General features: G+C 72.5%; 16 protein-coding genes and 1 tRNA gene. 11 read left to right on the top strand and 6 right to left on the bottom strand.

Annotated features, from left to right (window positions below; genetic code table 11):
• Positions 1-89: 89 nt before the first annotated feature.
• The 4 genes from FIV44_RS11465 (at position 90) to FIV44_RS11450 (ending at position 5380) form a co-directional block, all read left to right on the top strand.
• Entirely contained in the window at positions 90-1724 is a 1635-nt protein-coding gene (locus FIV44_RS11465) for an AMP-binding protein (protein ID WP_141004551.1), read from the top strand.
• A 36-nt stretch (positions 1725-1760) separates the two neighbouring features.
• Positions 1761-2342 carry a toxin-antitoxin system HicB family antitoxin gene (locus FIV44_RS11460; RefSeq protein ID WP_141004550.1) on the top strand — a complete coding sequence of 194 codons (582 nt, stop codon included), beginning with the start codon at positions 1761-1763 and terminating at the stop codon, positions 2340-2342.
• A gap of 24 nt (positions 2343-2366) precedes the next feature.
• Positions 2367-3200, top strand: coding sequence for a DUF4097 family beta strand repeat-containing protein (locus tag FIV44_RS11455; RefSeq protein ID WP_141004549.1), 834 nt, complete (start codon positions 2367-2369; stop codon positions 3198-3200).
• Positions 3201-3274: 74 nt separating this feature from the next.
• Entirely contained in the window at positions 3275-5380 is a 2106-nt protein-coding gene (locus FIV44_RS11450; RefSeq protein ID WP_141004548.1) for a CocE/NonD family hydrolase, read from the top strand.
• A gap of 106 nt (positions 5381-5486) precedes the next feature.
• Here FIV44_RS11450 and FIV44_RS11445 read toward each other — a convergent pair whose 3' ends face one another.
• Positions 5487-6239 (bottom strand): IclR family transcriptional regulator, encoded by a 753-nt coding sequence (locus FIV44_RS11445; protein WP_141004547.1) that lies wholly within the window; start codon positions 6237-6239, stop codon positions 5487-5489.
• Positions 6240-6307: 68 nt separating this feature from the next.
• On the opposite strand from FIV44_RS11445, the gene FIV44_RS11440 reads away from it, so the two are divergent.
• The 3 genes from FIV44_RS11440 to dmpG are packed head-to-tail and all read left to right on the top strand — an operon-like array spanning position 6308 to position 9122.
• Positions 6308-7141, top strand: coding sequence for a 2-keto-4-pentenoate hydratase (locus FIV44_RS11440; protein WP_141004546.1), 834 nt, complete (start codon positions 6308-6310; stop codon positions 7139-7141).
• Entirely contained in the window at positions 7138-8085 is a 948-nt protein-coding gene (locus tag FIV44_RS11435; RefSeq protein ID WP_141004545.1) for an acetaldehyde dehydrogenase (acetylating), read from the top strand. The genes FIV44_RS11440 and FIV44_RS11435 overlap by 4 nt, the downstream gene beginning before the upstream one ends.
• The gene (dmpG, locus tag FIV44_RS11430) at positions 8082-9122 is read left to right on the top strand and encodes a 4-hydroxy-2-oxovalerate aldolase (RefSeq protein WP_246086920.1); all 1041 of its coding nucleotides are present in this window, start codon (positions 8082-8084) and stop codon (positions 9120-9122) included. The genes FIV44_RS11435 and dmpG overlap by 4 nt, the downstream gene beginning before the upstream one ends.
• A 133-nt stretch (positions 9123-9255) precedes the next feature.
• Here dmpG and FIV44_RS11425 read toward each other — a convergent pair whose 3' ends face one another.
• The 4 genes from FIV44_RS11425 to FIV44_RS11410 form a co-directional block, all read right to left on the bottom strand.
• Positions 9256-10245 (bottom strand): siderophore-interacting protein, encoded by a 990-nt coding sequence (locus FIV44_RS11425; RefSeq protein WP_141004544.1) that lies wholly within the window; start codon positions 10243-10245, stop codon positions 9256-9258.
• Positions 10246-10347: 102 nt separating this feature from the next.
• Positions 10348-10923 (bottom strand): dCTP deaminase, encoded by a 576-nt coding sequence (gene dcd, locus FIV44_RS11420; protein WP_141004543.1) that lies wholly within the window; start codon positions 10921-10923, stop codon positions 10348-10350.
• Between the two features lie 159 nt (positions 10924-11082).
• Positions 11083-11736, bottom strand: coding sequence for a hypothetical protein (locus tag FIV44_RS11415; protein WP_141004542.1), 654 nt, complete (start codon positions 11734-11736; stop codon positions 11083-11085).
• Positions 11736-12218: a SigE family RNA polymerase sigma factor gene (locus FIV44_RS11410; RefSeq protein WP_181411118.1), complete on the bottom strand. Its 483-nt coding sequence runs from the start codon at positions 12216-12218 to the stop codon at positions 11736-11738. Before FIV44_RS11410 ends, FIV44_RS11415 begins: the two co-directional genes overlap by 1 nt.
• Before the next feature lie 76 nt (positions 12219-12294).
• Here FIV44_RS11410 and FIV44_RS11405 point away from each other — a divergent pair, with 76 nt between their 5' ends.
• The 4 genes from FIV44_RS11405 (at position 12295) to FIV44_RS11395 (ending at position 14620) form a co-directional block, all read left to right on the top strand.
• Entirely contained in the window at positions 12295-13068 is a 774-nt protein-coding gene (locus FIV44_RS11405; RefSeq protein WP_141004540.1) for an SGNH/GDSL hydrolase family protein, read from the top strand.
• 29 nt (positions 13069-13097) lie between these two features.
• Positions 13098-13170, top strand: a tRNA-Gly gene (locus FIV44_RS11400).
• A gap of 120 nt (positions 13171-13290) precedes the next feature.
• Positions 13291-13986, top strand: coding sequence for a DUF3592 domain-containing protein (locus tag FIV44_RS30430; RefSeq protein ID WP_181411117.1), 696 nt, complete (start codon positions 13291-13293; stop codon positions 13984-13986).
• 1 nt (position 13987) lies between these two features.
• A complete protein-coding gene (locus FIV44_RS11395; protein ID WP_141004539.1) occupies positions 13988-14620 on the top strand; it encodes a DUF2461 domain-containing protein in 633 nt (210 codons plus the stop codon).
• On the opposite strand, the gene FIV44_RS11390 is transcribed toward FIV44_RS11395, so the two are convergent.
• Positions 14621-15112 (bottom strand): FBP domain-containing protein, encoded by a 492-nt coding sequence (locus FIV44_RS11390; RefSeq protein WP_141004538.1) that lies wholly within the window; start codon positions 15110-15112, stop codon positions 14621-14623.
• Positions 15113-15122: the final 10 nt, after the last annotated feature.

Raw genomic sequence — 15122 nt, 5'->3', positions numbered from 1 at the left:
CCCCGGACATCCGGGATCCATGCAGGCCCACCGCAACCACCCCCTTTCGAGGGGTGTGACCCGGGTCACCGGCGGGTCACCATGGAGCCATGACGGAGCTGTCGTACGCCGCTGGCGAGACCACCACGCCCCTGCTCGACGAGACCATCGGGGCGAACCTCGAGCGCACGGTCGCCCGGTGGCCGGACGGTGAGGCGCTGGTGGAGGTCGCGAGCGGGCGCCGGTGGACGTGGCGGGAGTTCGACCATGCGGTCGACGAGGCGGCGCGCGGCCTGATCGGGCTGGGCATCGCGAAGGGCGACCGGGTGGGGATGTGGGCGCCGAACTGCGCGGAGTGGACGATCGTGCAGTTCGCGGCGGCCAAGGCGGGGGCGGTGCTGGTCAACGTCAACCCGTCGTACCGCACCCATGAGCTGGCGTACGCCGTCAACCAGTCGGGCCTGCGCCTGCTGCTGGCCGCGACCCGCTTCAAGACCAGCGACTACAGGGGCATGGTGGAGGAGGTCGTCGCCGCCGGCGAGGTCGAGGGCCTCGAGCAGACCCTGTACGTCGACTCCGACGACTGGCAGCGCCTGGTCGCCGCCGGCAAGGACCTCCCGGCGGAGGCTCTCACCCGGCGCCAAGCGGAGCTGCGCCCCGACGACCCGATCAACATCCAGTACACGAGCGGCACGACCGGGTTCCCCAAGGGTGCGACCCTGAGCCATCGCAACATCCTCAACAACGGCTACTTCGTCACCGAGCTGATCGGGTTCGGCGAGCAGGACCGGCTCTGCATCCCGGTGCCCTTCTATCACTGCTTCGGCATGGTGATGGCCAACCTCGGCTGCGTCACCCACGGCGCGACGATGGTGATCCCGGCGCCCGGCTTCGACCCCGCGATCACCCTGCGCACGATCCAGGACGAGCGCTGCACCGCGGTCTACGGCGTCCCCACCATGTTCATCGCCATGCAGAGCGCCCCCGACTTCGCCCAGTACGACCTCGAGACCCTCCGCACCGGCATCATGGCCGGCTCGATCTGCCCGGTCGAGGTGATGAAGCGCTGCATCAACGACATGCACATGGCCGAGGTGTCGATCGCCTACGGCATGACCGAGACCAGCCCGGTGTCCTGCCAGACCCGTGCGGACGACGACCTGGACCGTCGTACGTCGACCATCGGCCGCGCCGCGCCCCACGTGGAGATCAAGATCGTCGACCCGGCCACGGGGGAGACCGTGCCGCGCGGCGAGCCCGGCGAGTTCTGCACCAAGGGCTACTCCGTGATGCTCGGCTACTGGAACGACCCCGACAAGACCGCCGAGGCCATCGACGCCGACGGCTGGATGCACACCGGCGACCTCGCCGTCATGCGCGAGGACGGCTACTGCAATATCGTCGGCCGGATCAAGGACATGGTCATCCGTGGCGGCGAGAACATCTACCCGCGCGAGATCGAGGAGTTCCTCTACACCCACCCCGACGTCGAGGACGTCCAGGTCGTCGGTGTCCCCGACGAGAGGTACGGCGAGGAGCTCTGCGCCTGGATCCGGCTGCGGGCCGGTGCGGATCCGCTCGACGCCGACGCCGTCCGCGCCTTCGCCACCGGCCGGCTCGCGCACTACAAGATCCCGCGCTACGTCCTGCTCGTCGAGGAGTTCCCGATGACCGTCACCGGCAAGATCCGCAAGGTCGAGATGCGCGAGCGGTCCGCCGAGCTGCTGGGTCTGACGTCATCCTGACTTGATTTGACGCCATCTTGACGTCATAGTGGCGTCATGGACCTCGCGCCGTACGTCGACAGCCTCCGCCGCGACCTGCTCGCGGCCGCCGACGGCGCCGGTCCGCAGGCGCGCGAGGTGGCGGAGCGGCTCGGCTACGCGCTGGACCCGGCGGTCCGGCTCGCGGTGATGGAGGCGCTCAGCCAGGCCGCGGCGGAGATCACGGCGGCGATGCCGAGCGGCAGCGTCGACGTCCGGCTCGACGGGCGCGACCTCGACTTCGTGGTCGACCCCGGCGCCCCCGAGCCGCCGACGCTCCCGCCGACGCTCCCGCCGGCCGCCAGGCCGCCGAGCCCGGACGCCGGCCCGGGCCCGGCCGACGTCCCCGCCGAGGACGAGAGCCAGGCCCGGGTCAGCCTCCGGCTCCCCGAGTCGCTCAAGGCGCGCGCCGACGACGCCGCGGCGCAGGCCGGCCAGTCGCTCAACACCTGGCTGGTCACCCTCATCCGCGCCGCGACGAGCGAGCGCGCCAGCCACATCGACGTCGACCTGTCCAGCGTGCCCTTCGGCACCGACTTCCCGTTCGGCTCCCCGCCCGGATCCCCGTCCGGCAACCGCCGGCTCACCGGCTGGCTCTGAGCCCACCACCCCAGGAGAGCGCCCATGTCCACCGAACCCCTCCGCCAGGTCCTCGACACCCCGGGCCCGGTCCGGCTGCACGTCGAGAGCGGCCGCGGCCGGATCGTCGTCCACGCCGCCGAGCAGCAGACCACCGACATCACCCTCACCGGCCCCCGTGCGGACGAGGTGCGGGTCACCCAGGACGGCCGCCGGGTCACCGTCCTCGCGCCCAAGCCCCGCAACGGGATCTTCGGCCGCGGCGACGAGCTGCTCATCGAGGTCGTCGTGCCCGTCGACAGCGACCTGGTCGCCCGCAGCGGCAGCGCCGCCATCACCGCCAGCGGCCGGCTGATGACGACCCGCGTGAAGAGCGGGTCGGGCGCGGTCGCGCTCGACCAGGCCACGACCGTCGTGGTGGCCACCGGCTCCGGCGACGTCACCGTCGCCGAGGTGGACGGCGACGCACGTGTCCGCACCGGCTCCGGGGCCGTCGACCTCGGCCGGATCGCGCGCTCCGCCTCGGTCTCCACCGGATCGGGCGACGTCTGCCTCGGGCAGGCGCTGGGCACCGCCGTGGTCAAGACCGGCTCCGGCGACCTCGAGGTCGGCGAGAGCCGGGGCGACCTCACCAGCAAGACCGGCTCCGGCGACGTCGTCGTCCGGACGGCGCGCCGCGGCCGGATCTTCGTCAAGGGCGCGTCGACGCGGGTCCACGTGGGCGTGCCCGTCGGTACGCCGGTCTGGACCGACGTCACCAGTGTCACCGGCCGGGTCACCTCCACCCTGCCGCCGGTCGGCCGGCCCGAGCCCGGCGCCGACCACGTCGAGCTCCGCGCCACCACGGTCTCGGGGGACATCGCGCTCGTTCCTGCGTGATCCGCGCAGACAGGGCGTGACCGACGCCACGTCCCGGTCGTTACCCGTGAGTACCACCACGGGAGGGACTCCGGATGATCGACCCCAGCACGCCTCGCCGCCGCCTGGTCGCGGCCCTGCTCAGCACCGGCCTCGCCGCCGCCCTGGTGCTCCCCGTCGCCGGTGACGCCGCCGGTACGACGGGAGCCACCGCCGCCCAGCACGCCTCCGCCGCGCAGCGGGCCGGTGGTGCGGGCGAGGCGGTCGCCCAGAAGCCGAAGAAGCCGAAGAAGTGCAAGAAGCCCGCCAAGGCGACCAAGCAGGGCACGAGCAAGCAGGGCAAGAAGAAGTACAAGAAGTGCAAGGCCGCGAAGGCCGCGGCCGCCGCCACGCCGGCGCCCACCCCGTCGGGCGGCGCCGGAGCGGCGCCCGCGCCGTCGGCGACCGCTCCCTGGACGCCGCGCGCCGCCGAGTACGACGCGACCGTGACCACCCGGGACATCCCGATCACCATGGACGACGGCGTGATCCTGCGCGGCGACCTCCAGCAGCCCGCAGGGCCGGACGGGAAGCCGGTCACCACGCCGCTGCCGGTCATCGTCACCATCACCGCCTACAACAAGACCGTCCTGTCGGCCGGCGCCGGCGCCACGCTGGCCGGCGCGGACCCGGCGTACCTCGTCAAGCGCGGCTACGCCCAGCTCACCGTCGACGCCCGCGGCACCGGCACCTCCCAGGGCCAGTGGGCCGCGTTCAGCGCCCGCGAGGGCCAGGACGCCGGCGCGATCGTCGAGTGGGCGGCCTCCCAGCCGTGGAGCAACGGCAAGGTCGGCATGACCGGCGCGTCGTACATGGGCATCTCGCAGCTCTTCGCCGCCGCCCGCCAGCCGAAGGGGCTCAAGGCGATCTTCCCGCAGGTCCCGGCCGCCGACGTCTACCGCGACGTGGTCGCGTCCGGCGGGCAGATCGACGTCGGCTTCATCCCGCTCTGGCTGGGCCTGGTCACGGCGACCGGCGTGATCCCGCCGGCGTACGGCCTGCAGGAGCCGCAGGCCGGCCTCGAGATGGCGCTCGACCACCTGATGGGCGGGCTGACCTTCACCCTGCCGCTCGCGGTCCAGGCAGTGCTCGGCGGCGACCCGGCGTACGACGGCCCGTTCTACCGCGAGCGCTCGCCCATCGAGGTCCTCGACAACGTCACCGTCCCGACCTTCCTCGTCGGCGGCGAGTTCGACCTGTTCCAGCGCGGCACCCCGCTGGTCTTCGAGCGGCTCCAGCAGCGCGGCGTCCCGGCCAAGCTGATCTTCGGTCCGTGGGACCACCTGCAGGGCTCCGCCGGCGCCGAGGTCGGCAAGGCGGGCTACGGCTCGCTCGCCGAGCTCCAGCTGCGCTGGTTCGACCAGTACCTGGGCGGCATCGACGGGCAGCTCGACCAGATCGCGCCGCTCACCTACTACGAGCAGGGCTCGGGCGCGTGGGTGCGGAAGTCGAAGTGGATCGACGGCGACCTCTCCGCCCGCACCTACCGGCTCTCCGGCGACGCGTCGATCGGTGGGCGCGCCGGCCTCCTGACCACCGGTACGCCGAGCGCCGGCTCGGCCGTCGTACCCCCCATTCCGGTCACCGGCCTCTGCACCCGCTCGGCCAACCAGTGGACCGCGGGCCTGCCCAACATGCTGCTGAGCGACCTGCCCTGCTTCAAGGACAACCGGCTCAACGACCTCGGCGGCGTCACCTTCGACACCGCTCCCCAGGAGGCGGACGTCCGGTTCCAGGGGCCGCTCAACGCCCGGCTGTACGTCTCGACGCCCTCGGGCGACGGGATGCTCTCGGTCGCGGTCGAGGACGTCGCGCCCGACGGCACGGTGAGCCGGATCAGCGGCGGCTGGCAGACCATCGCCCACCGCGCCCTCGACGAGGGCCGCTCGCGCTACCTCGACGGCCAGCTGCTGCAGCCGTACCACCCGTTCACCCGTGAGGCGAAGGCCAAACTGCCCGCCGGCCAGGTCGCGCCGGTCGACGTCGAGATCTTCCCGACCGGCGCGGTGATCGCGAAGGGCCACCGGCTGCGGATCTCGGTGCAGGCCTTCGACGTCCCGCACCTGCTCTCCCCGGTGACCGACCTGGTCACCCAGCTGGTGCCGGTCACGGTGCACACGGGGCCGCAGTACCCGTCGGCGCTGACCCTGGCGGTGCGCTGAGAGTAGGTCGAGCCGACCGTCTGGCCGCCAGGCGGCCTGGTACTGAGCGAACGTCAACCGCGTGCGCGGCAGTGCGGCGCGACGAAGGAGCGACGCGCTCGCGCCATCAGATAGTGCGGCGGGCCAGGGTGCTGGCGAGCGCCGTGGCCGCCGCCCGGACGGCGTTCTGGTGCGCGTCGGGCCGGAACCGGCCGACCGGCCCGGTCACGCTGATGGCGGCGACGGCGGTCGCGCCGTCGGTGTCGAGCACGGGTGCGGCGACGCACAGCAGGCCGGGCGTCGACTCCTCCCGCTCGAAGGCGAGCCCGGTCTCGAGGGCCCGGTCCAGCTGCTGCTCCAGCAGGCCGGGGGCCACCACCGTGTGCGGGGTACGACGGGCGAGCGGGCCTGACAGCACCGCCGAGCGGATCGCGGGGTCGGCGTGGGCGAGCAGCACCTTGCCGAGGGCGGTGCAGTGCATCGGCATCCGGCCGCCGGTGCGCGAGGGGCTGGGGGCCTGCCGGTGGCCGCCGATCTTGGCGACGTAGACGACCTCGGTGCCGTCGCGGACGCCGAGGTGCACGGTCTCGTGGGTGCGCTCGTAGAGATCCTGCAGGAAGGGCATCGCCACCTCCAGCAGGGTGCGCTCGGTGGCCGCGCGCATGCCGAGCTCGAACAGCCCGCCGGCGAGGCGGTACCCGTGCTCGGTCTTCTCCAGCAGCCGGTGGTGGACCAGGTCGCGGGCGACCCGGTGCACGGTGGGCTTGGGCAGCCCGGTCCGTCGTACCAGCTCCGCGAGCGGGAGCAGCCGGTCCTCGGGCCCGAACGCCCGGAGCAGGGCGACCGCCTTGCCGAGCACGGTGTCGAGGTCGTCCGTCACCCACACAGCGTATCGGTGAGTGGAACGCCGCGATGGTGGTCGGCCGCGCGGGGCCCGAGAGTAGGGACATGACCCCACCCGTCCTCGGCACCGACACCGACGCCGACACCGACGCCGCGGTCGCCGCGGCCGCCGCCCGGCTGCGGACCGCCCTCGAGACCGGCGTCCCCTGTGCCCCGATCCGGGAGCTCGTCGGCGCCACCGACATCCGGCTCGCCTACGCCGTCCAGCAGCAGCTCAACCGGGCCCGGCTCGACGCCGGCGCCCGGATCGTCGGCCGCAAGGCCGGCCTGACCTCCAAGGCCGTGCAGGAGCAGCTCGGCGTCGACCAGCCCGACCTCGGCGTCCTCTTCGCGGACATGGCGTACGACGCCGGGTCGGCCGTCCCGGTCGGCGACCTGCTGCAGCCCAAGGTCGAGGGCGAGATCGCGTTCGTGCTGAAGGAGGACCTCGCCGAGGGCGACCTCGACCCGGACCAGGTCGCGGCCGCGATCGAGTACGCCGTGGCCGCGATCGAGATCTGCGACAGCCGGATCGCGGACTGGGACATCTCCTTCGCCGACACGGTCGCCGACAACGCCTCCTCCGGCGCCTACGTGCTGGGGACCGACCGCAGGACGCTCGCCGAGTTCACCCCGCGCGACGTCGAGATGCGGATGACGGTCACCGGCCAGGACGACTCCACCGGCACCGGCGCCGGCTGCCTCGGCGACCCGCTCCTCGCCGTGCAGTGGCTGGCCCGCCAGGCCCGCGACCTCGGCGAGCCGCTCCGCGCCGGCCAGGTCATCCTGTCCGGCGCCCTCGGACCGATGCGCCCGGCCGCGCCGGGCGCCGACGTCCACGTGACCATCACCGGCCTCGGTGAGGTCTCCGTCCACTTCGCTGACCAGGAGGACCGATGAGCAAGACCAAGGTGGCCATCATCGGGTCGGGCAATATCGGCACCGACCTGATGATCAAGGTCATGCAGACCGCGCAGCACGTCGAGATGGGCGCCCTCGTCGGGATCGACCCGGACTCCGACGGCCTCGCGCGGGCCCGCGACCTCGGCGTACCCACGACGCACGAAGGGGTCGACGGACTGATCGCGCTGCCCGGGTTCGACGAGATCGACATCGTCTTCGACGCCACCTCGGCCAAGGCACACGTCGTGAACGCCGAGAGGCTGCGGCCCCTCGGCAAGCGGCTGATCGACCTCACGCCGGCGGCGATCGGCCCGTACGTCATCCCGGCCGTCAACATCGACGAGCACCTCGACGCGCCCAACCTCAACATGGTCACCTGCGGCGGCCAGGCGACGATCCCGATCGTCGCCGCGATCTCCCGCGTCGTGCCGGTGGAGTACGCCGAGATCGTCGCCTCGATCTCCTCGAAGTCCGCCGGGCCCGGCACCCGCGCCAACATCGACGAGTTCACCGAGACCACGTCCGGCGCGATCACCGCGGTGGGCGGGGCGAAGCGCGGCAAGGCGATCATCATCCTCAACCCTGCCGAGCCGCCGCTGATGATGCGCGACACCGTCTTCGCGCTCGTCCACGCGCCCGACCCGGCGGTGCACGACGAGATCCGCGCGAGCGTGGAGAAGATGGTGGCCGACGTGGCGGCGTACGTCCCCGGCTATCAGCTGGTGCAGAAGGTCCAGATCGCCGAGGTCCCCGCCGACCAGCCGGTCGAGACCCTGCTGGTCGACGGCGCGGAGCGCCCGACGCACCAGGTGTCGGTGTTCCTCCAGGTCACCGGCGCCGGGCACTACCTCCCGGCGTACGCCGGCAACCTCGACATCATGACCTCGGCCGGCCTGCAGGTCGCCGAGCGGATCGCCGCGGCGAAGGAGAGCGCACTGTGAGCACGCCGGCCGAGAAGACCAGGATCTTCGTCCAGGACGTCACGCTGCGCGACGGGATGCACGCGATCCGGCACCGGATCTCGCCCGCCGACGTGAAGCGGATCGTCGTCGCCCTCGACGAGGCCGGCGTCGACGCGCTCGAGGTCGCCCACGGCGACGGCCTGGCCGGCGGCTCGGTCAACTACGGACCCGGCTCGCACACCGACTGGGCGTGGCTCGAGGCCGCCGCGTCGGTGCTGAAGAACGCCCGGCTCACCTCGCTGCTGCTGCCCGGCGTCGGCACCGTCCACGAGCTGAAGCGCGCCTACGACCTGGGCGTCCGCTCGGTCCGCGTCGCCACGCACTGCACCGAGGCCGACGTCTCCGCGCAGCACATCGCCGCCGCCCGCGAGCTCGGCATGGACGTCTCCGGCTTCCTGATGCTCTCCCACATGGCGCCGCCGGAGGAGCTGGCCCGCCAGGCCAAGCTGATGGAGTCGTACGGCGCCCACTGTGTCTACGTCACCGACTCCGGCGGCCGGCTGACCATGGACGACGTCGCCGCGCGCGTCCAGGCCTACCGCCGGGTGCTGGACCCGGAGACCGAGATCGGCATCCACGCCCACGAGAACCTCTCGCTCTCGGTCGCCAACTCCGTGGTCGCCGTCCAGAACGGCGTCTACCGCGTCGACGCCTCCCTCGCCGGCCACGGCGCCGGCGCCGGCAACTGCCCGATCGAGCCGTTCATCGCGGTCGCCGACCTGATGGGCTTCGAGCACCGCTGCGACGTCTTCAAGCTCCAGGACGCCGCCGACGACATCGTCCGCCCGCTCCAGGACCGCCCGGTGCGTGTCGACCGGGAGACCCTCACCCTCGGGTACGCCGGCGTGTACTCCTCGTTCCTCCGGCACGCCGAGCGCGCCGCCGAGCAGTACGACGTCGACGTCCGCGACATCCTGATGGAGTGCGGCCGCCGCAACCTGGTCGGCGGCCAGGAGGACATGATCGTCGACATCGCGCTCACCATCGTGGCCGAGCGCGAGGCGGCTCTCGTCTAGCCGCGACCCGGCGCATCCTGACCTCGCAATTGCGGTGACCCGGCGCATCCTTACCTCCCTGCTAGGTAAGGACGCGCCGGGTCAGCGTCTGATGCAGGCCAGTTTGCGCCGGGTCGGCGTCGTGCGAGATCTTTCAGGAGCGCATGGCGACGCCCTCGCGCCAGTAGCCCATGAAGGCGACCTGGCCGCGGTCCAGTCCGAGGTCGTTGACCAGCTTGCGGCGCAGACCGGTCACGACCTTGGACTCGCCGGCGATCCAGGCGTACAGGCCGGCGTACGGGCTGTCGTCGGTCGGGACGGTGGTCGCCTCGGCGACCTGCTCGCCGGAGGAGGAGTAGACCGGGGTCTCCCACAGGTCCGGGTCGACCTCGTCCTCGGCGACGGCGAGCGCCTCCGTGGGGGTGTCACCGGTGAGGTGCGCGAGGACGGCGGCGTGCAGGTCCTCGCCGCGGGCGGCGCCGTTGCGCGGCAGCCAGGTCACCGTGACGCCCGCGGGCGCGGTGACGTCCTGGACGTCCGCGTCGACCGGAACCTCGACGAACGCCGCGCCGCTCGCGTCGGCCGGCAGGTCGCGGAGCACCCCGCGGATCGCGGGTACGGCGGTCTCGTCGCCCACGATCAGCAGCCGGCTCGCCTCGCCCGGCGCCCACTCGATGCCGCCGAAGTCGTGGCCCCTGCGCGGGGCCAGCGTGATCAGCCGCTGGCCCGACTGCGCCTGCAGCGCCCAGCGGTTGCCGGCGCCGTCGAGCGGGTCGCCGTGCTCTCCGTCCTCGCTCTCGTGGACCACGATGTCGACGACCAGCCGGGTGTCCGCGCCCTCGCCGACGACGTCGCGGATCGTGTAGGTCCGCATCGACCCCCGCTCGTCCTCCGGGATCTCCATCCACGTCGTCCACCACGACTCGTCGGCGGCCGCGAACGACGGCAGGCTCCCCGCCGCGTTGGGGAAGATCAGCTTGATCCGCTGGTCGTACACCGGCCCGTCCGGACCCAGCTCCGCCAGCTCCGCACCCCCGAGCTCGACCCGCACGAACGACGGCGACACCCGCTCGGCCCGCACCACCTCGACCTCGGTGAGGATCAGGGGCAGGCTGGCGACGTACTCGTTCTGGTCGGTGGTCATGCAGGCAAGGCTAACCTGACTGCATGAATCCCCGGATGTCCGGGGATTCATGCGCTTGTCAGGCGTTGCAACCCCTGACAAGCGCATGAAACACCTGACAAGTCAGATGCTCGTGCGATGGAAGTTCTGGAACGACCGCGACGGAGTGGGCCCGCGCTGGCCCTGGTAGCGCGACCCGTACTTCTCCGATCCGTACGGGTGCTCGCTGGGCGAGGTCAGCCGGAAGAAGCAGAACTGCCCGATCTTCATGCCGGGGTAGAGCTTGATCGGCAGCGTCGCGACATTGGCCAGCTCGAGCGTCACGTGCCCGGAGAACCCGGGGTCGACGAAGCCGGCGGTGGCGTGGGTCAGCAGCCCGAGCCGGCCCAGCGACGACTTTCCCTCCACCCGGGCCGCGATGTCGTCGGGCAGCGTGACGACCTCGTACGTCGACCCGAGCACGAACTCGCCCGGGTGCAGGATGAACGGCTCCTCGCCCTCGGGCTCCACCACCCGGGTGAGGTCGGACTGGTCGGCGGCCGGGTCGATCGACGGGTACTTGTGGTTGTCGAAGACCCGGAAGAACCGGTCCAGCCGGAAGTCCACCGACGACGGCTGCATCAGGCCCGGGTCGTAGGGGTCCAGGCCGATCCGGCCTGCGTCGATCTCGGCGGTGATGTCGCGGTCGCTGAGCAGCACGTCCCGCACCCTACCGGCCGGCGGGACCGCCGTTCGGAAGGTCGCCGAGATCGTCCAGATCGCCGATCGGCGGCGGCGCCACCACGTCCTGCGCCACCACGACCACGCGGACGCCGGCGAGGTCGCTCAGCGTCCGTTCCAGCTCCGGCGCGCGTCCCCCTAGCGTCTCGGGGTGATGCCGAGCGTCACCCCCACGCCGTTGGAGCACTGGGCCAGGAACGTCAGCCGTCCCGCGAGCCCATCCTCCCCGAACGCCGCCATCACCTGATCGCCCGCCCGTGCCAGCTCGGCGGCGGAGTACGGCACGCCGACCACGACCACCCGGATGCCGTGGTCGAGAGGCAAATCCTCCAGGGCGCGCACCTCGGCGGGCACCGGCTCCTTCCAGTGCACGATGACGGCGTTCTCGGTCGTCGAGGCGTCGACGGTGCCGGCGCCCTCGATCCCGCGGGTACGACGACGCACGTCCTCCATCGCGTTCTCGAGCGGCGCGCCCGGCGGATCCCCGAGCCAGCGGGAGTACAGCTCCTCGGGCGGCATGCCCACTCCCGCCTCCTCCAGGCAGTCGGCGACGTCCGCGTCGACCCCGCCGGCGGCCGTCCCGTTCGGGTCGGTGGCGATCGCACGGCTTCCGGCATCGTCCGCACCGAGGACCAGTGTCGCGACGACAGTCACGGCCGCTCCCGCGACCGCGCCCGCCGCGGCCCCCCGGCGGAGGCGTCGACGTCGTCGAACCTCACCTTGGATGCGCGCCAAGCCCTCCTCCGTCGCACGCAGCTCGCCGCCGCGCAGCGCCTCCATCCACTCGTCCATCAGCCGTCCTCCTGCTCGCCGGTCATCGACGGGGCCAGCTCGCGCAGGCGAGCCAGGCCCCGGGACAGGTGGGAGCGCGCGGTGCCCGCCGAGCAGCCGAGCCTGGTGGCGATGGCCGCGTGGTCGAGGTCGTCCAGCACCCGGAGTACGACGGCCGCCCGCTGCTGCGGCGTCAGCGTGTCGAGAGCGTCGAGCAGCCACGAGGGCAGCTCCTCGACGACCTCCACTGGCGCCGCATGGTCCGGGGCGCGCTCGGTCAGCAGCTCGCGCCGCCCGCGCCGGGCCCGGTCGATGTTGAGCCGGACGAGGACCGTGCGGGCGTACCCGCCGGGGGACTGCGTGGCCAGCCGCCGCCAGCGCACCGCCACCCGCACGAGCGCCTCCTGGGTCAGGTCCCAGGCGTCGTGCGGGTTGCCGGTCAGGGCGTACGCCAGGCCCAGTAGCCGAGGCGTCTCGGCCCGCGCGAACTCCGTGAACTCCACCTGTCTCCCTCCTGTCACGACCTCAACGGAGGACGGTGCCGGAACGTTGAGACGGCTGCTGGGTCATCATGGCGTCATGACCTTCAGCAAGTACGTCGCCCTGGGCGACTCGTTCACCGAAGGGGTCGGTGACCCCGATCCGGCGCGTCCCAACGGCCTGCGGGGATGGGCCGACCGGACGGCGGAGGCGCTCGCGGCGCATGCGGCGGCCGCCGGGTCCGACTTCGGCTACGCCAACCTCGCGATCCGGGGCCGCAAGCTGCCGGCGATCATCGACGAGCAGGTCGAGGCCGCGCTCGCGCTCGGGCCGGACCTGATCAGCATCCACGGCGGCGGCAACGACGTGCTGCGGCCGAAGGTCGACATCGACGCCCTCGCGGCGACGTACGACGAGGCGATCGGCCGGCTCGCGGCCAGCGGCGCCCAGGTCGTCATGTTCACCATCGCCGACCCGGGCCTCAACGGGGTGATCAAGGTGATCCGGGGGCGGACCGCGATCTTCAACGAGTGGGTCCGCGAGATCGCGGAGAAGCACGGCGCGACCGTCGTCGACATGTGGCGGATGCGGGGCTGGAAGGTCGCCGAGGTGATGGACGAGGACCGGCTCCACCTCAACGCCGTCGGCCACCAGGCGATCGCCATCGCGGCGCTCGACGCGCTCGGCGTGCCGCACGACCTGGCGCCGCTCGACCCGGTCCCGGCGCCGGTCCTCACGTCCCGCGAGCAGCGCGCCGCGAACGTCGCCTGGGCCCGCACCCACCTCGCGCCGTGGGTGCAGCGCCGGGTCACCGGCCGCTCCTCGGGCGACGGGGTGGAGCCGAAGCGACCGACCTTCCTCCCCATCGGGTAGCATCCTCATCGCTCGGTTCGCCGGGCGCTGCGGATGTAGCTCAGTTGGTAGAGCGTCAGCTTCCCAAGCTGAATGTCGCGAGTTCGAACCTCGTCATCCGCTCCGATGGTTCGCCGGGGCGAAGCCGGGTTGAATGAGGCCATGGTGCACTCGGAGCCACAGCCGTTCACGTTCGCCCCGCGCGCTCGGCGTCGGACGGGGCTGGTCGTCGCGGCTGTGTTTATGGCCGCCGGCAGCGCCTGGGCCGGGTACGGCCTGGGCTGCACGATCATCGACGCCAACGACGACGCGCCGGCGGCGTACGTCGCCCAGGGCGCCGCCGGGGCCGGCACCGTGGGCGGGCTGCTGCTCGCCGTGATCGGCGCGGTCGGCTGGCTGGTGATGATGGACCGGTTCCCGCTCGCCCTCAGCGGCTGGCACGGCGCGGGCCTGCTGCTCCTGTGCTCCGTCCCGGGCCTGGTGGTCGCGACCCGGGAGCTCGGCGCCGGTGGCTGGTACGACGTCGCCGCGGCCGGCCTGGCCACGGCGGGGCTCCTCGCCCTCCTCGGCGGCTCGCTGCTGGCCGCCCGGCGCCGGCTGCGCTGGCTCGAGGAGCTGCGGCTGATCGCCGAGGGGACGCCGACGGTGGCGACCGTTGTCGACTCGGGGATCGCCCCGAACGACTTCGAGGAGGCGTCCAACCTGATCACCATCGCCACCTTCCGGTTCTGGGGCGCCGACGGGACGCCCTACCTGCTGCACCAGCGGGTCACCATCCCGGCCGCCGCGCCGATCGCGGAGGGCCAGCGCACCACCGTCTGGTACGACCCGGCGAACCCGCTCGACGAGCGGCGCATCGTGGTCGCGATGGTGCACGCGCTGCGCTGGAACGTGCCGATCCCGCGGGTGTCGGTCGACGGGCCCGCCGTACCCTCCTGACGTGGACTTCACCGGATTCCCCGTCGCCGCGCTCGACTTCTACGACGACCTCGAGGTCGACAACACCAAGTCGTTCTGGGACGAGCACAAGCCGGTCTACCTCGAGAGTGTGCGCGCGCCGATGGTGGCGCTCACCGACGCCCTCGCCCGGGAGTTCGGCGACGCCAAGGTGTTCCGCCCCTACCGCGATGTCAGGTTCGCCAAGGACAAGACCCCCTACAAGACCCACCAGGGCGCCTTCGTCGGCGTCGGGCCCGCCACGGGCTGGTACGTCGAGGTCGCCGCACCCGGCGTTCGCGTCGGCGGCGGGATCTACGAGGCGTCCGGTCCGCGGCTGGCCGGGCTGCGCGAGGCGATGGCGGAGGAGAAGACCGGCAAGCTGCTGCAGCGGATCCTGCGCGACCTCGAGCGGGGCGGCTTCGAGGTCGCCGGCGAGCGGCTGAAGACCGTGCCGCGCGGCTACGACAAGGAGCACCCGCGCATCGAGCTGCTCAAGATGAAGACCGTGCTCGGGATGCGCTCCTACGGCTTCGAGCCCTTCGTCCACACCGCCGAGCTGCTCGACCGGGTGCGCGAGGACTGGCGCCGGCTGCGGCCCCTCGTCAGCTGGATCGCCGACGCGGTCGCGGAGTGATCAGCCGCGGACCCGCCGCAGGAAGGCGGCCAGGTTGTCGGTCAGCCGCGCGACCTGCTGCTCGAGGGTGAGCGACTCCGCCATCCGGCCCTGGTCGCTGACCCGCTTGCCGCGCACGTAGAGCGAGCACTGCAGGTCGGCGCAGATGTAGGTGCCGACCGAGTCGCCGTTCTGCCCGGCCTTCCCTGCCCGCGGCGCGACCATCAGCACCACCCCGCCCGAGCCGTGCGGCGTCAGGCACAGCGAGCAGAGGTTCTTGCGGGGTACGCCGGCGCTGCCGTCGGTCGACCGGAGCACGATGCCGTACGGCGACCCGTCGACCTCCGCGACGACGTACCCGCGCACGCGTGACTGCGGGTCGCGCCAACCGAGGAAGTCGAGGTGCTCCCACGGCTGGTCGGCGAGGGCGCGCGGGACGTTGAGGCGCTTGGCCTCGCCCTTCGAGCAGTTGACGAAGGAGGCGCGGATCTGTTGCTCGGTCAGGGGCTCCACGTCGATCCAC

The organism is Nocardioides humi (genome assembly GCF_006494775.1).
Lineage (GTDB): Bacteria > Actinomycetota > Actinomycetes > Propionibacteriales > Nocardioidaceae > Nocardioides > Nocardioides humi.
The sequence above is the reverse complement of the archived record's forward strand: the minus strand, read 5'-3'. Positions and strand labels throughout refer to the sequence as shown.